Annotated in this window: 15 protein-coding genes and 1 pseudogene; 8 read left to right on the top strand and 8 right to left on the bottom strand. The window is 70.1% G+C overall.

The window, feature by feature from the left end; genetic code table 11:
* Positions 1-12: 12 nt before the first annotated feature.
* The gene (locus tag C2L58_RS02785) at positions 13-1,407 is read right to left on the bottom strand and encodes a mycothione reductase (RefSeq protein ID WP_103335551.1); all 1,395 of its coding nucleotides are present in this window, start codon (positions 1,405-1,407) and stop codon (positions 13-15) included.
* A gap of 96 nt (positions 1,408-1,503) precedes the next feature.
* Complete coding sequence (locus C2L58_RS02780; protein ID WP_233225519.1) at positions 1,504-2,376, bottom strand: M15 family metallopeptidase; 873 nt, start codon at positions 2,374-2,376, stop codon at positions 1,504-1,506.
* Positions 2,377-2,569: 193 nt separating this feature from the next.
* Between C2L58_RS02780 and C2L58_RS02775 the strand changes: the two genes are divergently transcribed.
* Positions 2,570-3,385: a S1 family peptidase gene (locus tag C2L58_RS02775; RefSeq protein ID WP_103335549.1), complete on the top strand. Its 816-nt coding sequence runs from the start codon at positions 2,570-2,572 to the stop codon at positions 3,383-3,385.
* A 17-nt stretch (positions 3,386-3,402) separates the two neighbouring features.
* Complete coding sequence (locus C2L58_RS02770) at positions 3,403-3,834, top strand: GNAT family N-acetyltransferase (protein WP_103335548.1); 432 nt, start codon at positions 3,403-3,405, stop codon at positions 3,832-3,834.
* A 144-nt stretch (positions 3,835-3,978) separates the two neighbouring features.
* Here C2L58_RS02770 and C2L58_RS02765 read toward each other — a convergent pair whose 3' ends face one another.
* The 3 genes from C2L58_RS02765 to C2L58_RS02755 all read right to left on the bottom strand — a co-directional run bounded on the left by C2L58_RS02765 (position 3,979) and on the right by C2L58_RS02755 (position 8,172).
* The gene (locus tag C2L58_RS02765; RefSeq protein WP_103335546.1) at positions 3,979-5,154 is read right to left on the bottom strand and encodes an 8-amino-7-oxononanoate synthase; all 1,176 of its coding nucleotides are present in this window, start codon (positions 5,152-5,154) and stop codon (positions 3,979-3,981) included.
* 108 nt (positions 5,155-5,262) lie between these two features.
* A complete protein-coding gene (locus C2L58_RS02760; RefSeq protein WP_103335545.1) occupies positions 5,263-6,867 on the bottom strand; it encodes a DEAD/DEAH box helicase in 1,605 nt (534 codons plus the stop codon).
* Positions 6,868-7,209: 342 nt separating this feature from the next.
* Positions 7,210-8,172: a serine protein kinase RIO gene (locus C2L58_RS02755; RefSeq protein WP_103335543.1), complete on the bottom strand. Its 963-nt coding sequence runs from the start codon at positions 8,170-8,172 to the stop codon at positions 7,210-7,212.
* 273 nt (positions 8,173-8,445) lie between these two features.
* On the opposite strand from C2L58_RS02755, the gene C2L58_RS02750 reads away from it, so the two are divergent.
* The 4 genes from C2L58_RS02750 to C2L58_RS02735 all read left to right on the top strand — a co-directional run bounded on the left by C2L58_RS02750 (position 8,446) and on the right by C2L58_RS02735 (position 12,228).
* On the top strand, positions 8,446-9,984 hold the full coding sequence (locus C2L58_RS02750) for a phytoene desaturase family protein (RefSeq protein ID WP_103335542.1): 1,539 nt from the start codon (positions 8,446-8,448) through the stop codon (positions 9,982-9,984).
* 172 nt (positions 9,985-10,156) lie between these two features.
* The gene (locus C2L58_RS02745) at positions 10,157-10,423 is read left to right on the top strand and encodes a hypothetical protein (protein WP_103335540.1); all 267 of its coding nucleotides are present in this window, start codon (positions 10,157-10,159) and stop codon (positions 10,421-10,423) included.
* Positions 10,424-10,555: 132 nt separating this feature from the next.
* Complete coding sequence (locus C2L58_RS02740) at positions 10,556-11,329, top strand: hypothetical protein (RefSeq protein WP_103335538.1); 774 nt, start codon at positions 10,556-10,558, stop codon at positions 11,327-11,329.
* A complete protein-coding gene (locus C2L58_RS02735; protein WP_103335537.1) occupies positions 11,326-12,228 on the top strand; it encodes an ATP-grasp domain-containing protein in 903 nt (300 codons plus the stop codon). The genes C2L58_RS02740 and C2L58_RS02735 overlap by 4 nt, the downstream gene beginning before the upstream one ends.
* On the opposite strand, the gene C2L58_RS02730 is transcribed toward C2L58_RS02735, so the two are convergent.
* Complete coding sequence (locus C2L58_RS02730) at positions 12,218-13,111, bottom strand: MBL fold metallo-hydrolase (RefSeq protein ID WP_103335535.1); 894 nt, start codon at positions 13,109-13,111, stop codon at positions 12,218-12,220. The two genes, C2L58_RS02735 and C2L58_RS02730, sit on opposite strands and share 11 nt — an antisense overlap.
* 314 nt (positions 13,112-13,425) lie before the next feature.
* Here C2L58_RS02730 and C2L58_RS02725 point away from each other — a divergent pair, with 314 nt between their 5' ends.
* The gene (locus C2L58_RS02725) at positions 13,426-14,808 is read left to right on the top strand and encodes a recombinase family protein (protein ID WP_158264073.1); all 1,383 of its coding nucleotides are present in this window, start codon (positions 13,426-13,428) and stop codon (positions 14,806-14,808) included.
* Positions 14,809-14,925: 117 nt separating this feature from the next.
* On the opposite strand, the gene C2L58_RS48465 is transcribed toward C2L58_RS02725, so the two are convergent.
* Positions 14,926-15,417, bottom strand: a complete 492-nt coding sequence (locus tag C2L58_RS48465; RefSeq protein ID WP_146073520.1) for a hypothetical protein — start codon at positions 15,415-15,417, stop codon at positions 14,926-14,928.
* Between the two features lie 268 nt (positions 15,418-15,685).
* Between C2L58_RS48465 and C2L58_RS50220 the strand changes: the two genes are divergently transcribed.
* The gene (locus C2L58_RS50220) at positions 15,686-16,609 is read left to right on the top strand and encodes a hypothetical protein (protein WP_233225518.1); all 924 of its coding nucleotides are present in this window, start codon (positions 15,686-15,688) and stop codon (positions 16,607-16,609) included.
* A 562-nt stretch (positions 16,610-17,171) separates the two neighbouring features.
* On the opposite strand, the pseudogene C2L58_RS02710 reads toward C2L58_RS50220, so the two are convergent.
* A pseudogene (locus C2L58_RS02710) lies at positions 17,172-18,363 on the bottom strand (hypothetical protein); the annotation flags it as partial.

The following is an 18,363-nucleotide window of genomic DNA, read 5'->3' as shown; positions in this document are numbered from 1 at the left end:
CCTGCGTCCGGGTCAGTCCAGGGGCAGGTTGAGCAGCGCGTTCTCGATCAGCTCCGGCATCGCCGGGTGGATCCAGTACTGGCCGCGCGCCATGCTCCGCGCGTCGAGGCCGAAGCTCATCGCCTGGATGAGCGGCTGGATCACCGACGACGCCTGCGGGCCGATGATGTGCGCGCCGAGCAGCTGCCCGGTCGCCGGGTCGGCCAGCAGCTTCGCGAAGCCCGTGGTGTCCTCCATCGCCCAGCCGTAGGCGATCCCGGCGTAGTCCTGCTTCGAGACCACATAGGACACCCCGAGGTCGCGGGCCTTCTGCTCGGTGAGGCCGACCGAGGCCACCTGCGGGTGGGTGAAGACGGCGTGCGGCACGAAGCGGTGGTCGGCGGTGATCCGCTCGTCCGGGTGCAGGAGGTTGTGCTGCACCACGCGGGCTTCGTGGTTCGCGACGTGCTTGAGCTCGTGCGGCGACGAGAGGTCGCCGAGCGCGTAGATGCCCTCGACCGCGGTCTGCTGGTAGGCGTCGACCACGACGTGCCCACTGTCCATTGTGGTCACCCCGGTGGCGGCGACGTCGAGGAGGTCGGAGTTCGGCTTCCGGCCGGTGGCGATCAGCAGCACGTCGCCCTCGACGGTCTCGGCGCCCTGCGGTCCTTCGAGGTCCAGCGCGATGCCGCTCTCGGTCTGGCGCGCCCGCACCGTCTTGCGGTCGAGGCGGACGTCGAACCGCTCGGCGGCCAGTTCGGTGAAGCGCGCGCTGACGTCTTCGTCTTCCGAGCGCAGCAGCCGTCCGGAGCGGTTGACCAGCGTGACCTGGACGCCGAAGGAGGCGAAGACGTGCGCGAACTCGGCCGCGATGTACCCGCCGCCCAGGATGACGATCCGCCCGGGCAGCTCGTCGAGCCGCATCACGGTGTCGGACGTGTGGTAGCCGACGTCGTCCAGGCCCGGGATGTCCGGGATGACCGGACGGCCGCCCGCGGCGAGCACGAACTGTTCGGCGGTCAGCACCTCGTCGGGGCGTCCGTCGGGGAAGCTGACCCGCAGCTCCTTGAGGCCGGTGAAGCGGCCCGTGCCCTCGTAGACGTCGACGTTCGCGTTGTCCTCGTGATGGCGGCGGTACTCCGCGCCGCCCGCGGCGATCGGGTCGATCCGGCCGAAGACGCGGTCGCGGATGTCGCGCCAGCGCACGCCCTTCAGCTCTTCGTCGACGCCGTACTTGGCACTGTGCGAAGGCGTGTACGCGACGTCGGCGGCGTACACGAACATCTTCGTCGGGATGCAGCCCACGTTGAGGCAGGTGCCGCCGAAGGTGCCCCTCTCCACGATCGCCGTCTTCTTGCCGGCGAAGTCCGGGCCGAGGATGGAGTTCCCCGATCCCGTCCCGACGATCACCAGGTCGTAGTGGGGCACTGCATCCTCCGCGGGTCCGGGTCCGGTCGTTTCACCCTAGCCAACCTCGGCGCGGAGGCGGGTGTTCCCCGCTGTGCTTGACGTCGTATTACGTGGTCAGTGGCCGGTCGCGGTGAAGTGCATCCGGTCGGTCGGGCTGTGCCAGTTCCCGCCCCAGCTCCACCCGATCGCCGCGAACGCGCGCACGGTCGCGTCGCCGGCCAGGACCATGCCGGGCCGGTGGCGCGAGCGGTCGACGTACGCCGACGCCAGCTCGGGCAGCACGAGATCGCCCTGGGTGTAGGGGTTGCAGAACGGGTTGACGTCCACGGCGAGCCCGGAGGCGTGCGCCGACCACGTCGTCTGGCCTCGCGCCGGGCGGCAGACGAACGCGCTGGTCGAGTTGCCGTCCCCGGTCGGCGGCGCGGTGAGCTCGGCCGGGCCGGTCACGCGCATTTCTTCGAGCGGGAAGCGCGCGGCGAACAGCTGCCCGAAGACCTTGGTGATGCCCGCCGCGCCGGTGGCGTTCACCAGCATTTCGCCAGTGTGCGCGCGGCCGTCGAAGCCCCAGAAGGACATCGTCAGGTAGCGCAGGTCGGCCGCCTTGACGGGGCAGCCGGGTTGCCAGGTGCTGCGCGCGAGGACGTCCGCGGGCACGGCGCTGATCGTCGACGCGTACGCGGCGCCCGCGGGTGGGGGAAGCACGTCTTTTGTCGGAAGTGCCCGATTCACCAGTTCGGGTGGCGTCGGCTCGACCTCGCCGAAGCCGTCGGAACGGCGGGGGAGCGGCCGCGCACCCACCTGCCAGCCGGCGGCCGGTGCGCTCGACACCGTCGCCGGCCGGGCCGCGGTGCCGGGCGCGCTCGTCGTCGATGTTGTCGCCGCCGTCGTCGTCGGCGCAGGTACCGGCGGTGGCGCCGGTGGCGCTTCCGGCGAGCACCCGCTCACGGCGAGGGCCAGCACCGCCCCTGCCGCCGCTTTCCGCCACATCCGGCCAGCTTGGCAGAAGCGGTCCCCGGGCGGAGACCACCCGTTCCAGTGACACCGTTTTGGGCCCCCTCGGCTTAGGGTATTGAGCGGACGTCGTTCACGCACCGGAGTCGTCCGGGTGCCGAGTGCTCAGCTTCGTGCTGCGCCGAAAAGTGCTGCTTCGAAAAGTGCCGCGTCGAAAAGGGGAAGACCCATGTCCGTGAAGTCCCGCCGATCCCTGCTGTTCGTGAGCGGCGCGCTCCTCGCGGTCGCCGCGGTCGCCGTCCCGGTCGTGGTGGGCACGGCGGCGGCGGACCCGGCTTCGGCCAACCAGCCGCGCATCGTGGGCGGCAACCAGGCTTCCCTGGCCGACCACCCGTACGCGGTGTACCTGACCGACGCGGGCGGCAACCAGTTCTGCGGCGCGGTGATCGTCAGCTCCACCTCGGTCGCGACGGCGGCGCACTGCGCCAAGGCGGTGGCGAAGCAGGACATCCGCGTGGTGGCCGGCCGGGAGGACAAGCGCACGAGCGACGGCCAGGTCCTGGGCGTGTCCAAGGTCTGGGTCAGCCAGAGCTACACCGACCCGACGAAGGGGGCCGATGTCGCGGTGCTGACCGTGCGCGGCCAGTTCGACTACCGGCCGGCGAAGCTGCCCGGCAGCGGCGACACGGGGCTGTACGCCAAGGACACCCAGGCGACCGTGCTCGGCTGGGGCCGCATCGCCGACGGCGGCGCCCGCTCCGACTACCTGCGCAGCGGCGAAGTCCCGGTGGTCTCGGACAGCGAATGCCACAGCGACTACAGCGTCTACGACCAGCGGACCATGGTGTGCGCGGGCTACCCCGAGGGCGGCGTCGACGCCTGCCAGGGCGACTCCGGCGGGCCGCTCGTGGTCGGCGACACGCTGATCGGCATCGTCTCCTTCGGCGACGGCTGCGCGAAGGCGGGCAAGCCGGGCGTCTATACGCGCGTCTCCACGTACGCCAAGGACATCGAGGCCCAGGCCAAGCCCCGCCTCCTCGGCTGAGCGTGCTAAGCAGGGGTATGCCGACCCTGTTCGACGCGACCGGTCCCGAGCTGACCGCCGCCCAGCTGCACGACGTCCTCCGCCTGCGCGTCGACGTGTTCGTCGTGGAGCAGAAGGCCGCGTACCCGGAGCTCGACGGCCGTGACCTGCGCCCGGACACCCGTCACCTGTGGTTCGAGGCCGACGGTGCGGTCCTGGCGTACCTGCGGGTCCTGCTCGACCCGGGCGGCATCCGCCGCATCGGCCGGGTGGTGACGGCGGCTCCTGCCCGCGGCGCCGGCCTGGCCGCCCGCCTGATGGACGCGGCCCTGACCACCCCGGGCGAGTACGTCCTCGACGCCCAGACGTACGTCCAAGGCTTCTACGCCCGCTACGGCTTCGTCCCCGAAGGCCCGGAGTACACCGACGACGACGGAATCCCCCACATCAAAATGCGCCGCCGCCCGTGATCAGCAGGTCGACTCACGTGTTTGAAGGGTCAACTCGCGTGATTGGAGCGACGACACGGCAGGCGCCCCCGGCCCACGTCGTGTCGACCTTTCAATCACGCGTGTCGACTCCGGAATCACGCGTGTCGACCCTTCCGGTACGGCTCAGGCGATCGCGCCGCGCGGGGCGGTCGCGGTGATGACCTTCACCGCACGGTCCACATCGGACTCCGTGAGGTCGGCCCGCGCGGTCAGCCGCAGCCGCGAGATCCCGTCCGGCACCGACGGCGGCCGGAAGCACCCGACGCGGATGCCCTGCTCCGCGCACGCCGCGGCCCACGCCACCGCCGTCTCCGCGGACGGCGCCTGAACCGAGATCACGGCGGCGTCCGGCACGCTCGCCTTCAACCCGGCCGCCTTCAACGACATCGCCAGGTTGCCCGCGTTCTCGAGCACCTTCCCCGCCATACCCGGCTCTTCCTTCAACGCGTGCAACGCCGCCAGCGCGGCCGCGGCGCTCGCGGGCGCCAACGCGGTGTCGAAGATGAAGCTGCGCGCCGTGTCGACGAGGTGCTTGATCACCCGGCGCGGCCCCACCACCGCACCACCCTGGGCGCCGAGGGACTTCGACAGCGTCAACGTCGTGACGACGTCGGGCGCGCCCGACAGCCCGGCCGCGTGGACCGCGCCGCGGCCGCCTTCGCCCAGGACGCCGAAGCCGTGCGCGTCGTCCACCAGCAGCGCCGCGCTGTGCGAACGGCAGATTCCGGCCAGTTCGTCGAGCGGGGCGAGGTCGCCGTCGACCGAAAACACCGAGTCCGTCACCACCAGCGCCCGCGGCTTGCGGCGGGTCGCCAGCGCGTGCTTGATCGCCGACGGCGTCGAGTGCGCGACCGCGGCGACGTCGGCCCGCGACAGCCGGCAGCCCTCGATCAGGGACGCGTGGATGTACTTGTCGGTGACGATCGCGGACTCGGCCCCGGACAGCGCCGTCACCGCGCCGAGGTTCGCGGCGAAGCCGGAGGAGAACACGAGCGCCGCCTGCGCGCCGCAGAACCGGGCGAGCTCCAGCTCCAGCTCGGTGTGCAGCTCGGTCGATCCGGTGACCAGCCGGGACCCGGTCGACCCGGCACCCCAGCGCAGCGCGGCGGCCGCGGCGGCCCCGGCGACGCGCTTGTCGCGGGCCAGCCCGAGGTAGTCGTTGCCCGCCAGGTCGAGCTCATCGGCCTTGGCGGGACGCGGTCGCAGCTGCCGCACCAGTCCCGCGCTCGCCCGCTTCTCCGCTTCGACGTCGAGCCAGTCGAAAACCTCTTCGGGCGGGAGCGTCGGCGGCGTAGTCACGTCCCGCAGTCTCCCATCCGAACCTCGAAGCTCCGCCAAGCGGGCCTGGAAACGCCGGAAGCCCCGGACCGCGAGGTCCGGGGCTTCCGAATGGTGCGAAAGAGACGATCAGCTGTCGTAGCCGCGACGCGGGCCACGGCTCGGACGGCCGTAGCCACCGCCGTTGCCCGTGCGGGGCTGACGGCTGCGGCCGCCGAAGCCGCCGGGACGGCCTTCGCGGTCGCCGCCGCGGTAGCCACCACGGTCGCCGCCGCGCTCGCCACCGCGGTCACGGTCGCCGCCGCTGTGGCTGCGCTCGCCGCCGCGGCTGTAGCCGCCGCCGCGCTCGCCGCCACGGTTCGCGCCGCCGCCGAAGCCGCGGTCGCCGCGGAAACCGCCACCGCCACCACGACGCGGGCTCTCGCGCCGCCGCTCGATGACCGGCTCGCCGCTGGGCTCCTTGGCGCCGGTGATGCGGGTCAGCTCCGCGTCGCCCGGGCGGACCGTGGTCGACTCGGCGCGCACGCCGGCGCGGTCGGTCAGCCGGCGGACCATCCGGCGCTGGTCGTGCGTCGCCACCGTGACGACGACGCCGGACGCCCCGGCGCGCGCCGTGCGGCCCGCGCGGTGCAGGTAGTCCTTGTGGTCGGCCGCCGGGTCGACGTGCAGCACCAGCGAGATGTCGTCGACGTGGATGCCGCGCGCGGCGACGTCCGTGGCGACCAGCACCGGGGTGTGGCCTTCCTTGAAGTCGGCGAGGACGCGGTTGCGCTGGCCCTGCGTCTTGCCGCCGTGCAGCGCCGCCGCGTTGACGCCCTGCTCACGCAGGCGCTCGGCGAGGCGGTCGACGTGGTGCTTGGTGCGGACGAACATGATCGTGCGGCCGTCGCGGGCGCCGATCTGGGTGATGACGTCCTGCTTGTCCTGGTGCGAGACCTGGAGCACGTGGTGGTCCATGGTCGTCACGCTGGCGGTCGACGGCGCGACCGAGTGCGTGACCGGGTCGGTCAGGTACTGCCGGACCAGGCGGTTGACGTCACCGTCGAGGGTCGCGGAGAACAGCAGCCGCTGGCCCCCCGGCGGGGTGAGGTCCATGATCTCGCGGACCTGCGGCATGAAGCCCATGTCCGCCATCTGGTCGGCCTCGTCGAGGGCGATGAAGTTGCAGTCGCCCAGGTGCGCGGTGCCCTGCCGGACGTGGTCCGACAGCCGGCCCGGGGTGGCGATGAGCAGGTCGACGCCGCGGGACAGCGCGTCCGCCTGGCGGGCGAAGGCCATCCCGCCGACGGCGGTGCGGCACCACAGGCCGAGCGACTTGGCCAGCGGGGTCAGCGAGTCGGCGACCTGCATGGCCAGCTCGCGGGTCGGGACCAGGATCAGCGCGCGGGGGCGCTTCGGGCGGGCCTTGCCGTCGGCGAGCCGGGCCAGCATGGCCAGGCCGAAGGCGAGGGTCTTGCCGGAGCCGGTCTGGGCGCGGCCCAGCACGTCGCGGCCGGCCAGCGCGTCCGGGATGGTCGCCGACTGGATCGGGAAGGGGCTGTTGATGCCCGCCTCGCTGAGCGCGCGGAGCAGCGGCTCCGGCAGGCCCAGCTCGGCGAAGGTCTTGGTGGCCACGAGCTCGACCGCGTCGTCGCGGAGCATGTCGCCGCCGGCCGGGCGGGTGCGCGGCTTGCGGTCGGGACGGCCCGCGTGCGCGGACGTCGAGGAAGGGCCGGAGTTGAACGTGACGGTCACAAATGCCTCTCGGACGTGGTTCGTCGCAAGGGAGGCCCGGGCAGCCCGCGCGCAGGCAGGGCAAGATGGTGTGCGATGGGCGTTCACAGGGACGGACCCGGCACACCGTGTCATCGCTTGCCGACACTGCGCGCCGCTTGGGTTACTTCGGATCACCGCGAGCCATTCGGTGGCTGTGCCTTCTAACGACTCTGGAGGCGACGGACACCAACTCATCCACGCCGCCGGTTGCGGTCTGTACTCACTGTACCCGAACCGGAGCCAGGACTACTCATCGAGGGCACCGGTTGTGGGCGGTGTCGCAGTCGTGGTCCAGGCCACAGCCGCGACGCCGCCCACGATTCACTCCAGCCCGGCGGCGGAAACGAGCTCCACCAGCAGTTCTCCAGTCCTCGTCACGTCTTCGCCGAGACCCCGGCCGTGGAACCACCCGGCCAGGTTGCGCACGTCCCGAGCAAGGAATTCGACGCCGCCGGGGTTGGCCACGACGTCGACGACTTGCGGCAGGTCGATCACCATCACCCGGCCGCGGTGCACGAGCAGGTTGTACGCCGAGAGGTCGCCGTGGGCGAGCCCCTCGGAGGCGAGCAGTTCGAGCGCGGCGGTGGCCTGGAACCACAGGTCCTTCAGCTCGTCCGGGTCCGGGCGGACCTGGGCCAGCCGGGGCGCGGCGGTGCCGTCGTCCTCGCCGAGGAACTCGAGCAGCAGTTCCGTGCCCTCGCGCTGCACCGGGTAGGGCACCGGCGCGCCGAGCGTCCACAGGCGACTCAACGCGGCGAACTCCGCGACCGCCCACTGTTCGGCGATGAGGTTGCGGCCGAACGCGCTGCGCTGCGCCATCGCCCGCATCTCGCGGGAGCGGCGCATCCGCCGTCCTTCGAGGTAGCCGGCGTCGCGGTGGAACAGCTTGTGTTCGTCGCTGCGGTAGCGCTTCGCCGCGAGCAGCGTGCCCGGCGTGCCGGGCAGCCCGCGCCGCAGGAGGTGGACGTCCGCCTCCTTGCCGGTCTTGAGGACGCCGAGATCGGTGTCGACCGCGGCGAGCTCGGTGACGACCCAGTCCGGCCGGGGTGACGGACCGTGGTCGGCGTCGTCCCAGGTGGACCAGCGGTCGGCCCCGTCGGGCAGCTGGTTTTCGGTGTAGGCGTCGTCGCGCAGTTTCGTGAGGCGGACGCGTTCGGCTTCGGTCAGCCGGCCGCTGCGGGTGGGTTCCGGTTCGTCGGACCGCCCGCGGCGGCGCGAACGCGCCTGGCGGCGGGTGGGCTGATCGTCGAACAGGTCGAAGTCTTCGAAGTCGTGCTGGCGCACTGGTGGGGTTCTCCTTGTTCAGGGCTGCCCCACCGGGCGCGTGATCAGCCTCGGGGGGCGGGTGGGCGAGGGCGCGAAAGGGCCCGGACAGTCATCACGACAGGCACCTCCCGTTCTCATCCACCGGCTCCCTGCCGGCCGCGCTCAGCTTGCCGGACCGGTCACGCTCCGCGCAACCGAATAGCGCGAACGGTCCATTCGTGACGTTTCCTTGAATTCGGCCCGGCGCCATGGTCACGATGAAAGGGCAGGCCGAACCAGGAAGGGCGGCAGATGGACAGCTACGACGTGGTGATCGTCGGCGGCGGGCACAACGGCTTGGTGGCGGCCGCGTACCTGGCGCGGGCGGGCCGGTCGGTGCTCGTGCTCGAACGGCGGGATGAGACCGGTGGCGCCGCCGTCTCGTTCCGCGCGTTCGAGGGCGTGGACGTCCGGCTTTCGCGCTACTCGTACCTGGTCAGCCTGCTGCCGAAGAAGATCGTGGCCGACCTCGGCCTCGACGTGGAACTGCGACGGCGCCGGATGTCGTCCTACACCCCGTCGGGCGGCTCCGGTCTCCTTGTCGACAACGACGACGCCGTCCGGACGGCGTCGTCGTTCCGGGCGGTCACCGGGTCCACAGCGGACTTCTCGGCCTGGCAGCGGTTCTACGAGCTGACCGAGCGCGTCGCCGGGCGCGCGTTCGGGACGCTCACCGAGCCACTGCTGTCCGAAGTGGACTTCCGCGAGCGCCTCGGCGACGCCGAGGCGTGGTCCTTGCTGTTCGAACGGCCGATCGGCGAAGCGCTCACATCGTGGTTCGTCGACGACACGGTGCGCGGCGTGGTGCTCACCGACGCGCTGATCGGCACGTTCGCCCCGGCGGACGGCGAGGACCTGCGGCAGAACCGGTGCCTGCTCTACCACGTGATCGGCAACGGCACCGGCGACTGGGACGTCCCGGTCGGCGGCATGGGCGCGGTCACCCGCTCGCTCGCGGCGGCTGCCGCCGCGGCGGGCGCGCGCCTGATGACCGGTGCGGAAGTGCTCTCGGTCGACCCGGACGGCGAGGTGCGTTACCGGCGTGACGACACCGAACTCGTCGTCCGGGCCGGGCACGTCCTGGCGAACGTCGCGCCGGCGACGCTCGCGCGGCTGCTGGGCGAGGAACCGGCGGAACGCCCGGAAGGCGCACAGCTGAAGGTGAACATGGTGCTGACGCGGCTGCCGAGGCTGCGTGACGCGAGCGTCGATCCGGCCGACGCGTTCGGTGGCACCTTCCACGTCAACGAGACCTTCACGCAGTTGGAGGCGGCGTACCGCGAGGCGGCGGCGGGCAGGATCCCCACGTTGCCGCCCTGCGAAATCTATTGCCACTCGTTGACGGATCCGTCGATCCTCGGCCCGGCCGAACGCTCGGCCGGCACGCACACCCTCACCCTGTTCGGCCTGCACATGCCGGCCCGCCTCTTCGAGGGGCGCAACGAAGAGGCACGCGAAGCGGCGTTGCGCGCGACGCTGGCTTCGCTGAACAGCGTGCTGGCCGAGCCGATCGAGGACTGCCTGCTCACCGCGCCGGACGGCAGGCCCTGTGTGGAAGCGAAAACCCCGTTGGACCTGGAAGCCGAGCTGGGCCTTCCGGCGGGGCACATCTTCCACCGGGACCTGTCGTGGCCGTACGCGGAGGATCCGGCCCAGGCGGGCAGCTGGGGCGTCGAGACCGCCCACGAACGCATCCTGTTGTGTGGCGCGGGTGCCGCGAGAGGAGGTGGTGTCAGCGGCATCCCCGGCCACAACGCGGCGATGGCGGTGCTCGGCGCCCCAGGTGCTTGACCGGAATCGGTGATCCTGAATTGCCCGCGCTCCATATCCGGTGAAAAAGACACTGTTTCCGCCGAATCGGCGCTGCCCCATGCAGGTGCATCGCGCGGAGCGGCGTTGACACCCGGATCCGCCGGTGCTCCCATGAAATGGCCGGCGGCGGTGGGGCGCGGGAGGGGTCACGATGGACGAACACGCGGCATTGACGGATTTCCCGCTCGAGATCAGAAGGCGCGCGGCGAGCTACCTCGGCGTGACCGCCCGGGCCGGAATTCCCGAATCGTCACGGATCGGGTCCGAGGGGACCGAGAGTTCCGAAACCAGCGAGAGTTCCGAAGGGAAGGAAGGCACCGAAGGAAGCGAGAGCACCGAGCGTTCCGAGATGACGGAAACCAGCGAGAACACCGAGACCAGCGAATCCGCGGAGCGGTATGCCGGCCGGTTCCGCTGAAGGTGACGGCGGCACCGCCGCGCCCGGCGAACCGTTCATCCCGGCTGAAGCGCGGCCCCCGGTCGCCGACGAATTGGCGAGAACCGCCTGGCAGGTCGCGGCGGCCCTCGAGGTCTGGGAAACCAGCGGGCGATGACGCTCCTGGTCATCGCCCCGGACACGGACGAGACGGCGGCCCGGTTCGCCGGTTTCGCGGCCGGGCAAGGAATTCCGGCGGTCGTCGCGCACGGGTTCGGCCGGGTCGGCGTCTCGGTGCGGGCGACCCGGGAGCGAGTCTGCCGTGCGCGGCTGACGTTCGACGGCGCCGAGGTCGGCGGGATCCTCAACCGCGGAACCGGCGGCTGGGGTGACGAGCCGGATCCGGATCGCGCGTTCGCCGCGGCCGAGACCTACGCGGCGTTGTGGTCGGCGGTGGCGCTGTGGCCGGGGCCAGTGGTCAACCGGCCGTCGGAACACGGCTTCCTGGCGCGCCTGGACCCGCTGGAACTCGCCGGCGCCGGGGTCGTCGAGCCGCCGCGCACGGTGATCCTCAACGACGGTTCGGCGCCAGGACGGGAGGTGCACCGCATTCCCGAGTGGACAGTGGTGGATCCCGACGCGCCGCGCAGGCGGTTCGACGTCGTCCAGATCGCCGACCCCGGCCGCACGCGCCGGTTCGTCGTCGCCGGAGCCGAGGTCTTCGAGCTGGGTGCCGCCGGAGGACGGCTCGCCCGGGAAACGGCGGACCGGGTGGCCCCGATCGTCGGCTGGCTCCGCGGGCGGGGCACGGTGTTCGCCGGCTTCCGCGCGGAACTGGGGGCCGCTGTCCCGCGGCTGGCCGACGTCTCGTGCTGGCCGGGGCACGAGCTGTTCCCGGACCTCGAGGACCAGGTCTACGCGGCGCTGCTGGCCGGGCTCACCCCGTGATCCTCTGCCTCGGTGTCGCGGCCGACCCGACGTTCACGGCCGGGCTGCGGGCCCTGCGCCGGGCCGGGATCGCGTTCCGGCCGGTCGACCTGCTCTCACTGGCGATGCGCGGCAGCATCCGGATTTCCCTGGAGTGCCCGGCCGAAACCGTGGTGTCGCTGGACGGCGAGAGCCACCGGGCCGGGGACTACGCCGCCGTCTGGTGCCGGCTGGTGGCGGTCGCCTCCGCCGCGCCCACCGACGAGCTGGCGGCGGCCTCGGCGGGCCAGACCGAGGCGCTGGCGCGGATTCTCGAATTCGTGCCCGGCAAGGTGATGAACCCGCCGCTGCGCGAAGCGTCGGGATTCACCAAGCTGCTGCATTCGGTGGCCCTCGGCGAAGTCGGCGGCTGGCGGATTCCGGAAACCTGCCTCACCTCGGACCCGCAGGAGGCACGGGACTTCGTCCGCGGCTGCCGCGCCGGCGCGATCTTCAAGGGCGCCAGCGCGACGAAGACGTGGGCGACAGTCTTCGAACCGCACCACGAGGCCCGGCTGCCGCGGCTCGTCCACCTGCCGGTGCTGTTCCAGGAGCGGATCGTCGGGCCGGACGTCCGGGTCCACGTCGTGGGCGGCCGGTCGTTCGGCGAGCAGATCGACTCGCCGGTGCTCGACTACCGGACCGTCCGCGGGACCAACGACTACCGCCCGTCGGTCCCGCCCCCGGAGATCACCGAAGGCTGTGCGCGGCTGACCGCGCACTGCGGCGTCCCGTTGCTGGGCGTCGACTTCAAGATCGACCGTGCCACCGGCGAGTGGTTCTTCCTGGAGGCCAACTCGATGCCGTGCTTCGAGGGCTACGACGAGCGAGCCGGCGGCGCCATCTCGCGGGCGATCGTCGAGTGGCTCGTCACGCCGTGACGTCGTGTTCCGTGCAGAGGCAGCCGATGCCCGGCTCGATCCACTCCCGGCCCGCCCACTCCGGATGGCGCTCGACGAGCACCGCCCGGACCTCCGCGACGAGCTGGTCGGAGTCCATCGCCGAGTCCCGGCGCCGCCAGGTCTCGTCGCGCAGCTCCCGCAGGTAGTCGCGGACGTCGGTGAGCACCGGCAGGCCGCCGATGTCGCCGTGCCCGGGGACGACCACGCGGGGCCCCGCCGACACCAGCCGGTCGAGGACGGCGAGCCAGCCGACGCCCGAGACGTCCGCGTCGTGCGGCGGGAACCACGGGAAGATGGCGAACTGCCCGGTCTCGGCCAGGTCGCCGGTGAACAGGACGCCGGCGTCCGGGACCTCGACGACCTGGTCCCCGGCGGTGTGGCCTCGGCCGGTGGGGCGCAGCCGGACGGTCCGGCCGCCGAGGTCGAGGTCCCGCGAGCCGTCGTAGACCTCGTCGGGCGCGGGCACGTGGACGCCGTCGAGGCGGCGGGCGATCGTCTCGCCCAGGCCGCGGAACATCGCCAGGTACCCCGCGCCCCTGGTGGCGAGGTCCTCGGCCTGGCCGCGGTTGACCAGGTAGGTGGCCTCGCCGGCGAAGACCTGCGCGCCGAACGCGTGCTCGGGGTGGAAGTGCGTCGTGGTCAGGTACAGGCGCCGGCCCTTCGCCACTTCGCGCGCGAAGGCGAGCACCTGCGCCGCGTTGGCGGTGCCGATGCCCGTGTCGACGACCAGGACGGCTTCGGTGCCGCCGACGACACCGATGTTGGGCACCAGGTCGACGTGGTCGTTCGGGATCACCAGCAGGTCGGGGGCGATCTCGCGGGCGCCGGAGACGCGCACGGCGGGATCGGTCAGCTCGGTCATGCCCCGATTCCACCGCCGCCCGGGCACGGGCGTCCAAGACCGGTTCGGTGGTGCCGATACCGGGCGCATATCGTCGCCGGTCATGGAGCTGCGCACGCTGCGGTACTTCGTCGCGGTAGCTATGGCGCTTCTAGTGCACACTCGATGTCATGGGACCTTCACAGCCACTCCGTGAGCGGGGCCGGACGCTGATCGAGCACGCCCCTGACCAGCTAGTTTGGATCCTTCAAGCCCGTGAGTCCAGGGTAGTGCCGGGCCAGGATGCTCCAGGTGAGGGACAGGTCGACTACCAACTCAGCGACCTGCGGAAGTTCGTGAAGACGCTCGGGGGTCGGGTCGACCGTGAGGTTCCCGAGCCCAACGTGTCGTCCTTCAAGCGGCGGCGCGTGCTGCTGCCCGATGGCACCTACGGCTATCGCGTGGTCCGCCCGGACTGGGAGTCGATTCTCACCGCCTTGCGGCGGGGTGAATGCAATGCCCTTGCCTCTGCCGATATAGACCGGGCGACCCGTGATCCGCGAATCCTCGAAGACCTCATTGACGCGGTCGAGTTGTACGGCATTTACGTCGTCAGCATGACCGGTAATATCAACCTGACCACCGATGAGGGAATCGACTCCGCGCGACGCCTGGTCAACCAACGAAACGCCGAATCCCGTAACACGTCGCGTCGCGTTACCGACGGAAAGCGTCGGGCTGCACAGGCAGGAAAGATTCACGGCGGCCCCAATCGGCCGTTCGGCTGGCGCAAAGACCGAATCACGGTGAACAAGCGGGAAGTGAAACACATCTTGGCGGCTGTCCCGCGCATTATCGCCGGGTTGAGTCCGCTGACGTTGGCGAACGAATGGAACGATCGCAAGATTCCAACTGTGACCGGTGTGGAGTGGCGGGCGGCAACCGTCCGGAACATGTTTACTCGCCCTCGCATGTGCGGAAAAGTCGTCTACCGTGGCACGGTTCTGACCGGGGAGGACGGCGAGCCGGTTCGTGGGCAGTGGGAGCCGATTCTCACCGATGACCAGCACGCGGCCGTCGTGCGCGCCTGGAGTCCCGTTCAGGAGCAAGAGCAGTCACGCGTAGGCGGGAAGGGGCGAGGGTATCGGACTAATCATTTGCTGTCTCCGTTCGTCCGGTGCGGCAAGTGCAATGCCCGCATGGTCGGTTCCAGTAGGCGTAACCAGCGATCCGGCGAGCTGGTCGAGATCTACCGGTGCCCGTCGAAAGGGCAAGGGGGGTGCGCCAGCACCTCGCGAGACGCGGCACCCGTGGACGCCTACATCCGTGCGCTGGTGCTTGCCGATCATCGGAAGATCCAGTCCCGGAAGCTGGAGAAGCTACCGCCGTGGCCGAAAGAGAAGGAACTCAGCGACCTGAAATCCCGGATGCGGGATTCAGCGATGCGGTATGAGGCTGGCACTTACTCGGCGGAAAGCTACTTTCCCAGCCTGGCGCGCATGGAAGCCACAGAGGCCACTTTGAAACGCGAGAAACGTAAGTACGCGGCTCGGCAGGATGCCCGCGACGCGGCAGTCGCGAACCTTGACGAACAGTGGGAAAAGCCGAGTTTCACCATCGAATTGAAGCAAGCGGCGATTGCCGAGACCCTTACCGCCGTGGTGATCACGCCCGCCGGGAAGGGCGTCCGGTTCCACCCGGACCAAATCAAGCCGATTTTCCGCGACGAACCCGGCTGACGTTCCACATGGGACGCGCCACGGCAGGGCATCGGGCCAGTAGGTCCGATGCCCTGCCGCCCTGCGTCACCTGAGAGCAATGGAGCGACAACAACCGACCAAGCAAAGCCTGAGGAGTCAGAACGCCAGCGACACGGAGGCGTTGATGCTCCCATGAACTCCGCTCATGCCCACGCTAATATCGACACAAACAGTTGCGCATATCTTCGCGTTACCTACGCCTTTGCATACGGTAAAGCACTTCTTGAACTCTTGCACGTCGACCTCTGGCCCACGCGTTGGAACAGGCGGATAAGAAATTACAACTGTTGTCCGATCCGTCGAGTTCGCGATCGCGTGATCGTCTTTCAAAACCTCGATTGATGCACCTTTTAAGCCTGAAGGAATCGGTAACCGGAGAGCGTGAGCCAGTTGCTGAGCATCCTTTTCTTTGACTTTGGCACCTTGCAGGCGTTCCGTAACGGCAACAAAGAAACGGCCAGCGTCTGCAAAATTGTCGAGGTCCTCATGAAAGTCGGTCACTGCTGCCATTTTTACCTCCTCTATGCCCCCATCATGCGCCAGCCGCACATGCTGGGGCTTCTGATCAATAATTGCACCTGATTTCATCGAGGAAGCTTGATCGACTGATTAATGATGATATTGATGGCCGGTCACCCCCTCCTGCGTGGTCTTTACGGTATGCCGTGAACCTTTGCCGCGACACAAGCGTGGCGCAAGAGCGCATTTCAATATCTTTTTCAATCTGAGGACACGATGACCAACTCTCGGGGCCATCCGGGTGACAGGGCTGCGGGGGTTGGCCCCCGCATTTGATCGTCGGTCAAATGTTCGGCGCTGGTGGCGTTGTCGCAGGTAGAGGCGCATCCTGGGGATCATGGGCGGAAAAAAGTTCACAGACCGTCTGGTCGCTGCCGGAGAGCAGAAAGCAGCGCGGGACCAGGACCGGAATCGGCGGCGGGAGGCGATTGAGCGCGCCGTACGGGTGCCCGTGCTGATCGGTGCGGGGATTCTCGCGCTGGTGGCGTGGTGGCTGTCCGGTTGGGCGATGTGGCCGTGGTTGTTCGGCGGTGTCGGCGGTCTCGTGGCCGTGTTGGTTGTGGCCCGGCGGATGCCGCCGTTATGGCGTGTGACGGTGCCGCTGCTGGTGGTCGCGGTGTGGTTGCTGACCTATGTGAACCCGTGGTGGTGGGTGCTGCTGGCGGGGGTCGCGGTGACCGGTGCCGGGGCCGCTGCACTGGTGATGTTGCGGCTACGGGTGCGGCGCTGGCGGACGTCGGGGGCGCTGGCGCTGGGTGTGGTGATGGTGGCGGCGGGGTGGGTGATGCTGGCGGTAGATGCGGCCCGCCAGGCTCGGCAGACGCAACAGGAACTGAATCAGGCTCACGATGACGCCGTGGCCCGGATCTTGCCCCGGACCCCGGGGAGCATGGTCAATTTCCTGGCGGAACGGATCGCCCGGCCGACGCCGGATGCCGTCGCCGATGCGTGTTTCGTCTTCGCGCCTGTCGCCCGTCAGCAACTCGCCGACGCCCGGCGCGTGCCGGACTGTCCGGCCGCGATCCGTGCGATGGCCGCCGAGGTGACGGCGGCGGGCGACTACGTGAACAACCTGTCTCTCTCGGGGCAGGCGTCCCAGTCCAATCCGGACGGCACGCTGTCCGTGGACGCGTGCCACCTGGATTTTAGCGGGCTCACCGACGACACCCCGCACACGAACCCCGGGCCGCAAATCGGGCGGTTGACGCTGGCGCAGCAACGTGGACAAGGGCACCTGATCGTCAACTACCGGCCGTGCTGAGCGGTCCGGCAACAGACCCGTGCAACGACAACGGCGGGGCGACCAGTCGACCGGTCGCCCCGCCGTGGCGTATAGCGGGTTGCTTCTCCGTGGTGTCAGTCTGCGGGCAGCTCCAGCCCGTAGATAGCCGCGACTTTCGCGGCCCATGCACGTGAGCGCTCGGGAGCGTGTTTCACCTGTTCTTGCGCCCACTCCTCCGGAGTTGGGGTCAGGCGCGGCGGGACTGCCCTCCTTCGTGGTCGGCCCGCAGCGGCTCCGACGCGTCGAGACGCCGCGTCGGTCGTGCGGTTCGGCTGTGACGGTGTCGAGCCGTCTCCGGCCCGCTGAGGCCGTCCTACGGTGGTGCCCTGCCGGGCAGGTCGGGGCCGGTCGCTGTCCGACCGGTCTCCGCCGTCCGGGCCGTCGGCACGATCACCGTCTGACGTGCTCCCCCCGTTCGATGCGCTCTCGTGGGTCGGACGGCCGTCCTCTGCGTCGCGGTGGCGGTCATGGTCGCTGCCTTTCGGGTCCTGCCGTGTGGTCATCTGCGGGGCGTGGGCTGGGTGGTCGGGCAAAGGGCGGCTCACCTCCCCCTGTCCGGTCGGCGGGGAGACAGGGAGGGACCTTCGCCCGTCCCGGAATCACCCGGGTTTCGGCCAGATTCCGGGTCTGGCCGGCGGCTGGTCCCTGCCATCCCTGACCCGTGTTTACGCTGGTCAGAGGAGGGACTTTCGGTCAGGGACCCGTCAGGGATAAGTCCCTGAGTCCCTGCCGGCTCCCTGCCCGCATCCCTGCCGTCTCCGTCCCCGGGTCCTTCGTCGTCGCGGTCCCGGCGGGCGAGTGCGGCGGCCACGTCGTCGGCGCGGATGACCTTGTTTCCGTCCGACTTGACCGGCGCGACCCCATACGGTGCAAGCGCGGCCGTGAGGTCGCGGAACGTCCACTCCCCGTACTCGCCGGGATCGTGCCGGGCCAACCGGGTCAGGACCACCTGAGTCCGGACTCGTTTCTCCCCGTCCAACACCGCCACGACGTCGGCCAGGTGGTCGGCGACGACCGGTGCCGCGTCGAGCTGCCGCCGTGCGCTGGACTCGACCGCCCGTCCCATCTCCTCAATCAGCGCCACCGCCCGTGCGATGACCGGACTCACGTCGTCGGCCCCGTCCTCGAACGGGACGTAGAACGTGCGCACCAGCTCGAACGTCTCGTCCGTGATGCCGACCGCGACACAGGTTCCCCGGTCGGTGTTGATCCGCAGTTCGGTCGCGCGGATACCGGCCGCGTACTTCCCCGACCCGAGCAGCCCGTCATTGGCCACCTGATCGGCCACCGAGAACGCCACTCCACACGAGACGTTGCGGGTGACCTCCCGAGGGATGCTGTCCTTCGTCGGTGATTGGGTGGCCAGCAGCAACACAATCCCGTACTTGCGTCCTCGCTTGATCAACCTGATGGCCAGTTCGGCGGCTTTCTTGCCGTACTTCGGGTGTTGGAACAGCTCGTGACACTCGTCGATCCCACACACCAGCGGATGCAGGCCAAGCCCGGCCTTATCGGCGAGCTTGCGCGAGACCTTCGGCGGGCGGCCCGGCTGCTCCCCGAGGATCTTGCCGCGTCGCTCCATCTCCGTCAGCAAGTCCGCCAACGCCTGCGTTGCCGCTTCGGCCACGCTGTCATCCATCCCCATCCCGTAGCGAGACAGACGCGGGCGGAACGGTTCGAAGTCGGGCGACTCGCCCATGACGAACGCCCACAGTTCGGCGGTGGGGTCGAGT

Source organism: Amycolatopsis sp. CA-126428 (assembly GCF_002904335.1).
Classification (GTDB): domain Bacteria; phylum Actinomycetota; class Actinomycetes; order Mycobacteriales; family Pseudonocardiaceae; genus Amycolatopsis.
Note: the sequence above shows the minus strand (reverse complement) of the source record. Positions and strands in the feature narration are given on the sequence as shown.

Excerpts from the sequence above, each read along its gene's own strand:
- C2L58_RS02745 (WP_103335540.1), top strand. The coding sequence starts at position 10,157 with ATGGACGAACACGCGGCATTGACGGATTTCCCGCTCGAGATCAGAAGG.
- C2L58_RS02740 (WP_103335538.1), top strand. The coding sequence starts at position 10,556 with ATGACGCTCCTGGTCATCGCCCCGGACACGGACGAGACGGCGGCCCGG.
- C2L58_RS02770 (WP_103335548.1), top strand. The coding sequence starts at position 3,403 with ATGCCGACCCTGTTCGACGCGACCGGTCCCGAGCTGACCGCCGCCCAG.
- C2L58_RS02730 (WP_103335535.1), bottom strand. The coding sequence starts at position 13,111 with ATGACCGAGCTGACCGATCCCGCCGTGCGCGTCTCCGGCGCCCGCGAG.
- C2L58_RS48465 (WP_146073520.1), bottom strand. The coding sequence starts at position 15,417 with ATGAAATCAGGTGCAATTATTGATCAGAAGCCCCAGCATGTGCGGCTG.
- C2L58_RS50220 (WP_233225518.1), top strand. The coding sequence starts at position 15,686 with ATGGGCGGAAAAAAGTTCACAGACCGTCTGGTCGCTGCCGGAGAGCAG.
- C2L58_RS02750 (WP_103335542.1), top strand. The coding sequence starts at position 8,446 with ATGGACAGCTACGACGTGGTGATCGTCGGCGGCGGGCACAACGGCTTG.
- C2L58_RS02775 (WP_103335549.1), top strand. The coding sequence starts at position 2,570 with ATGTCCGTGAAGTCCCGCCGATCCCTGCTGTTCGTGAGCGGCGCGCTC.
- C2L58_RS02780 (WP_233225519.1), bottom strand. The coding sequence starts at position 2,376 with ATGTGGCGGAAAGCGGCGGCAGGGGCGGTGCTGGCCCTCGCCGTGAGC.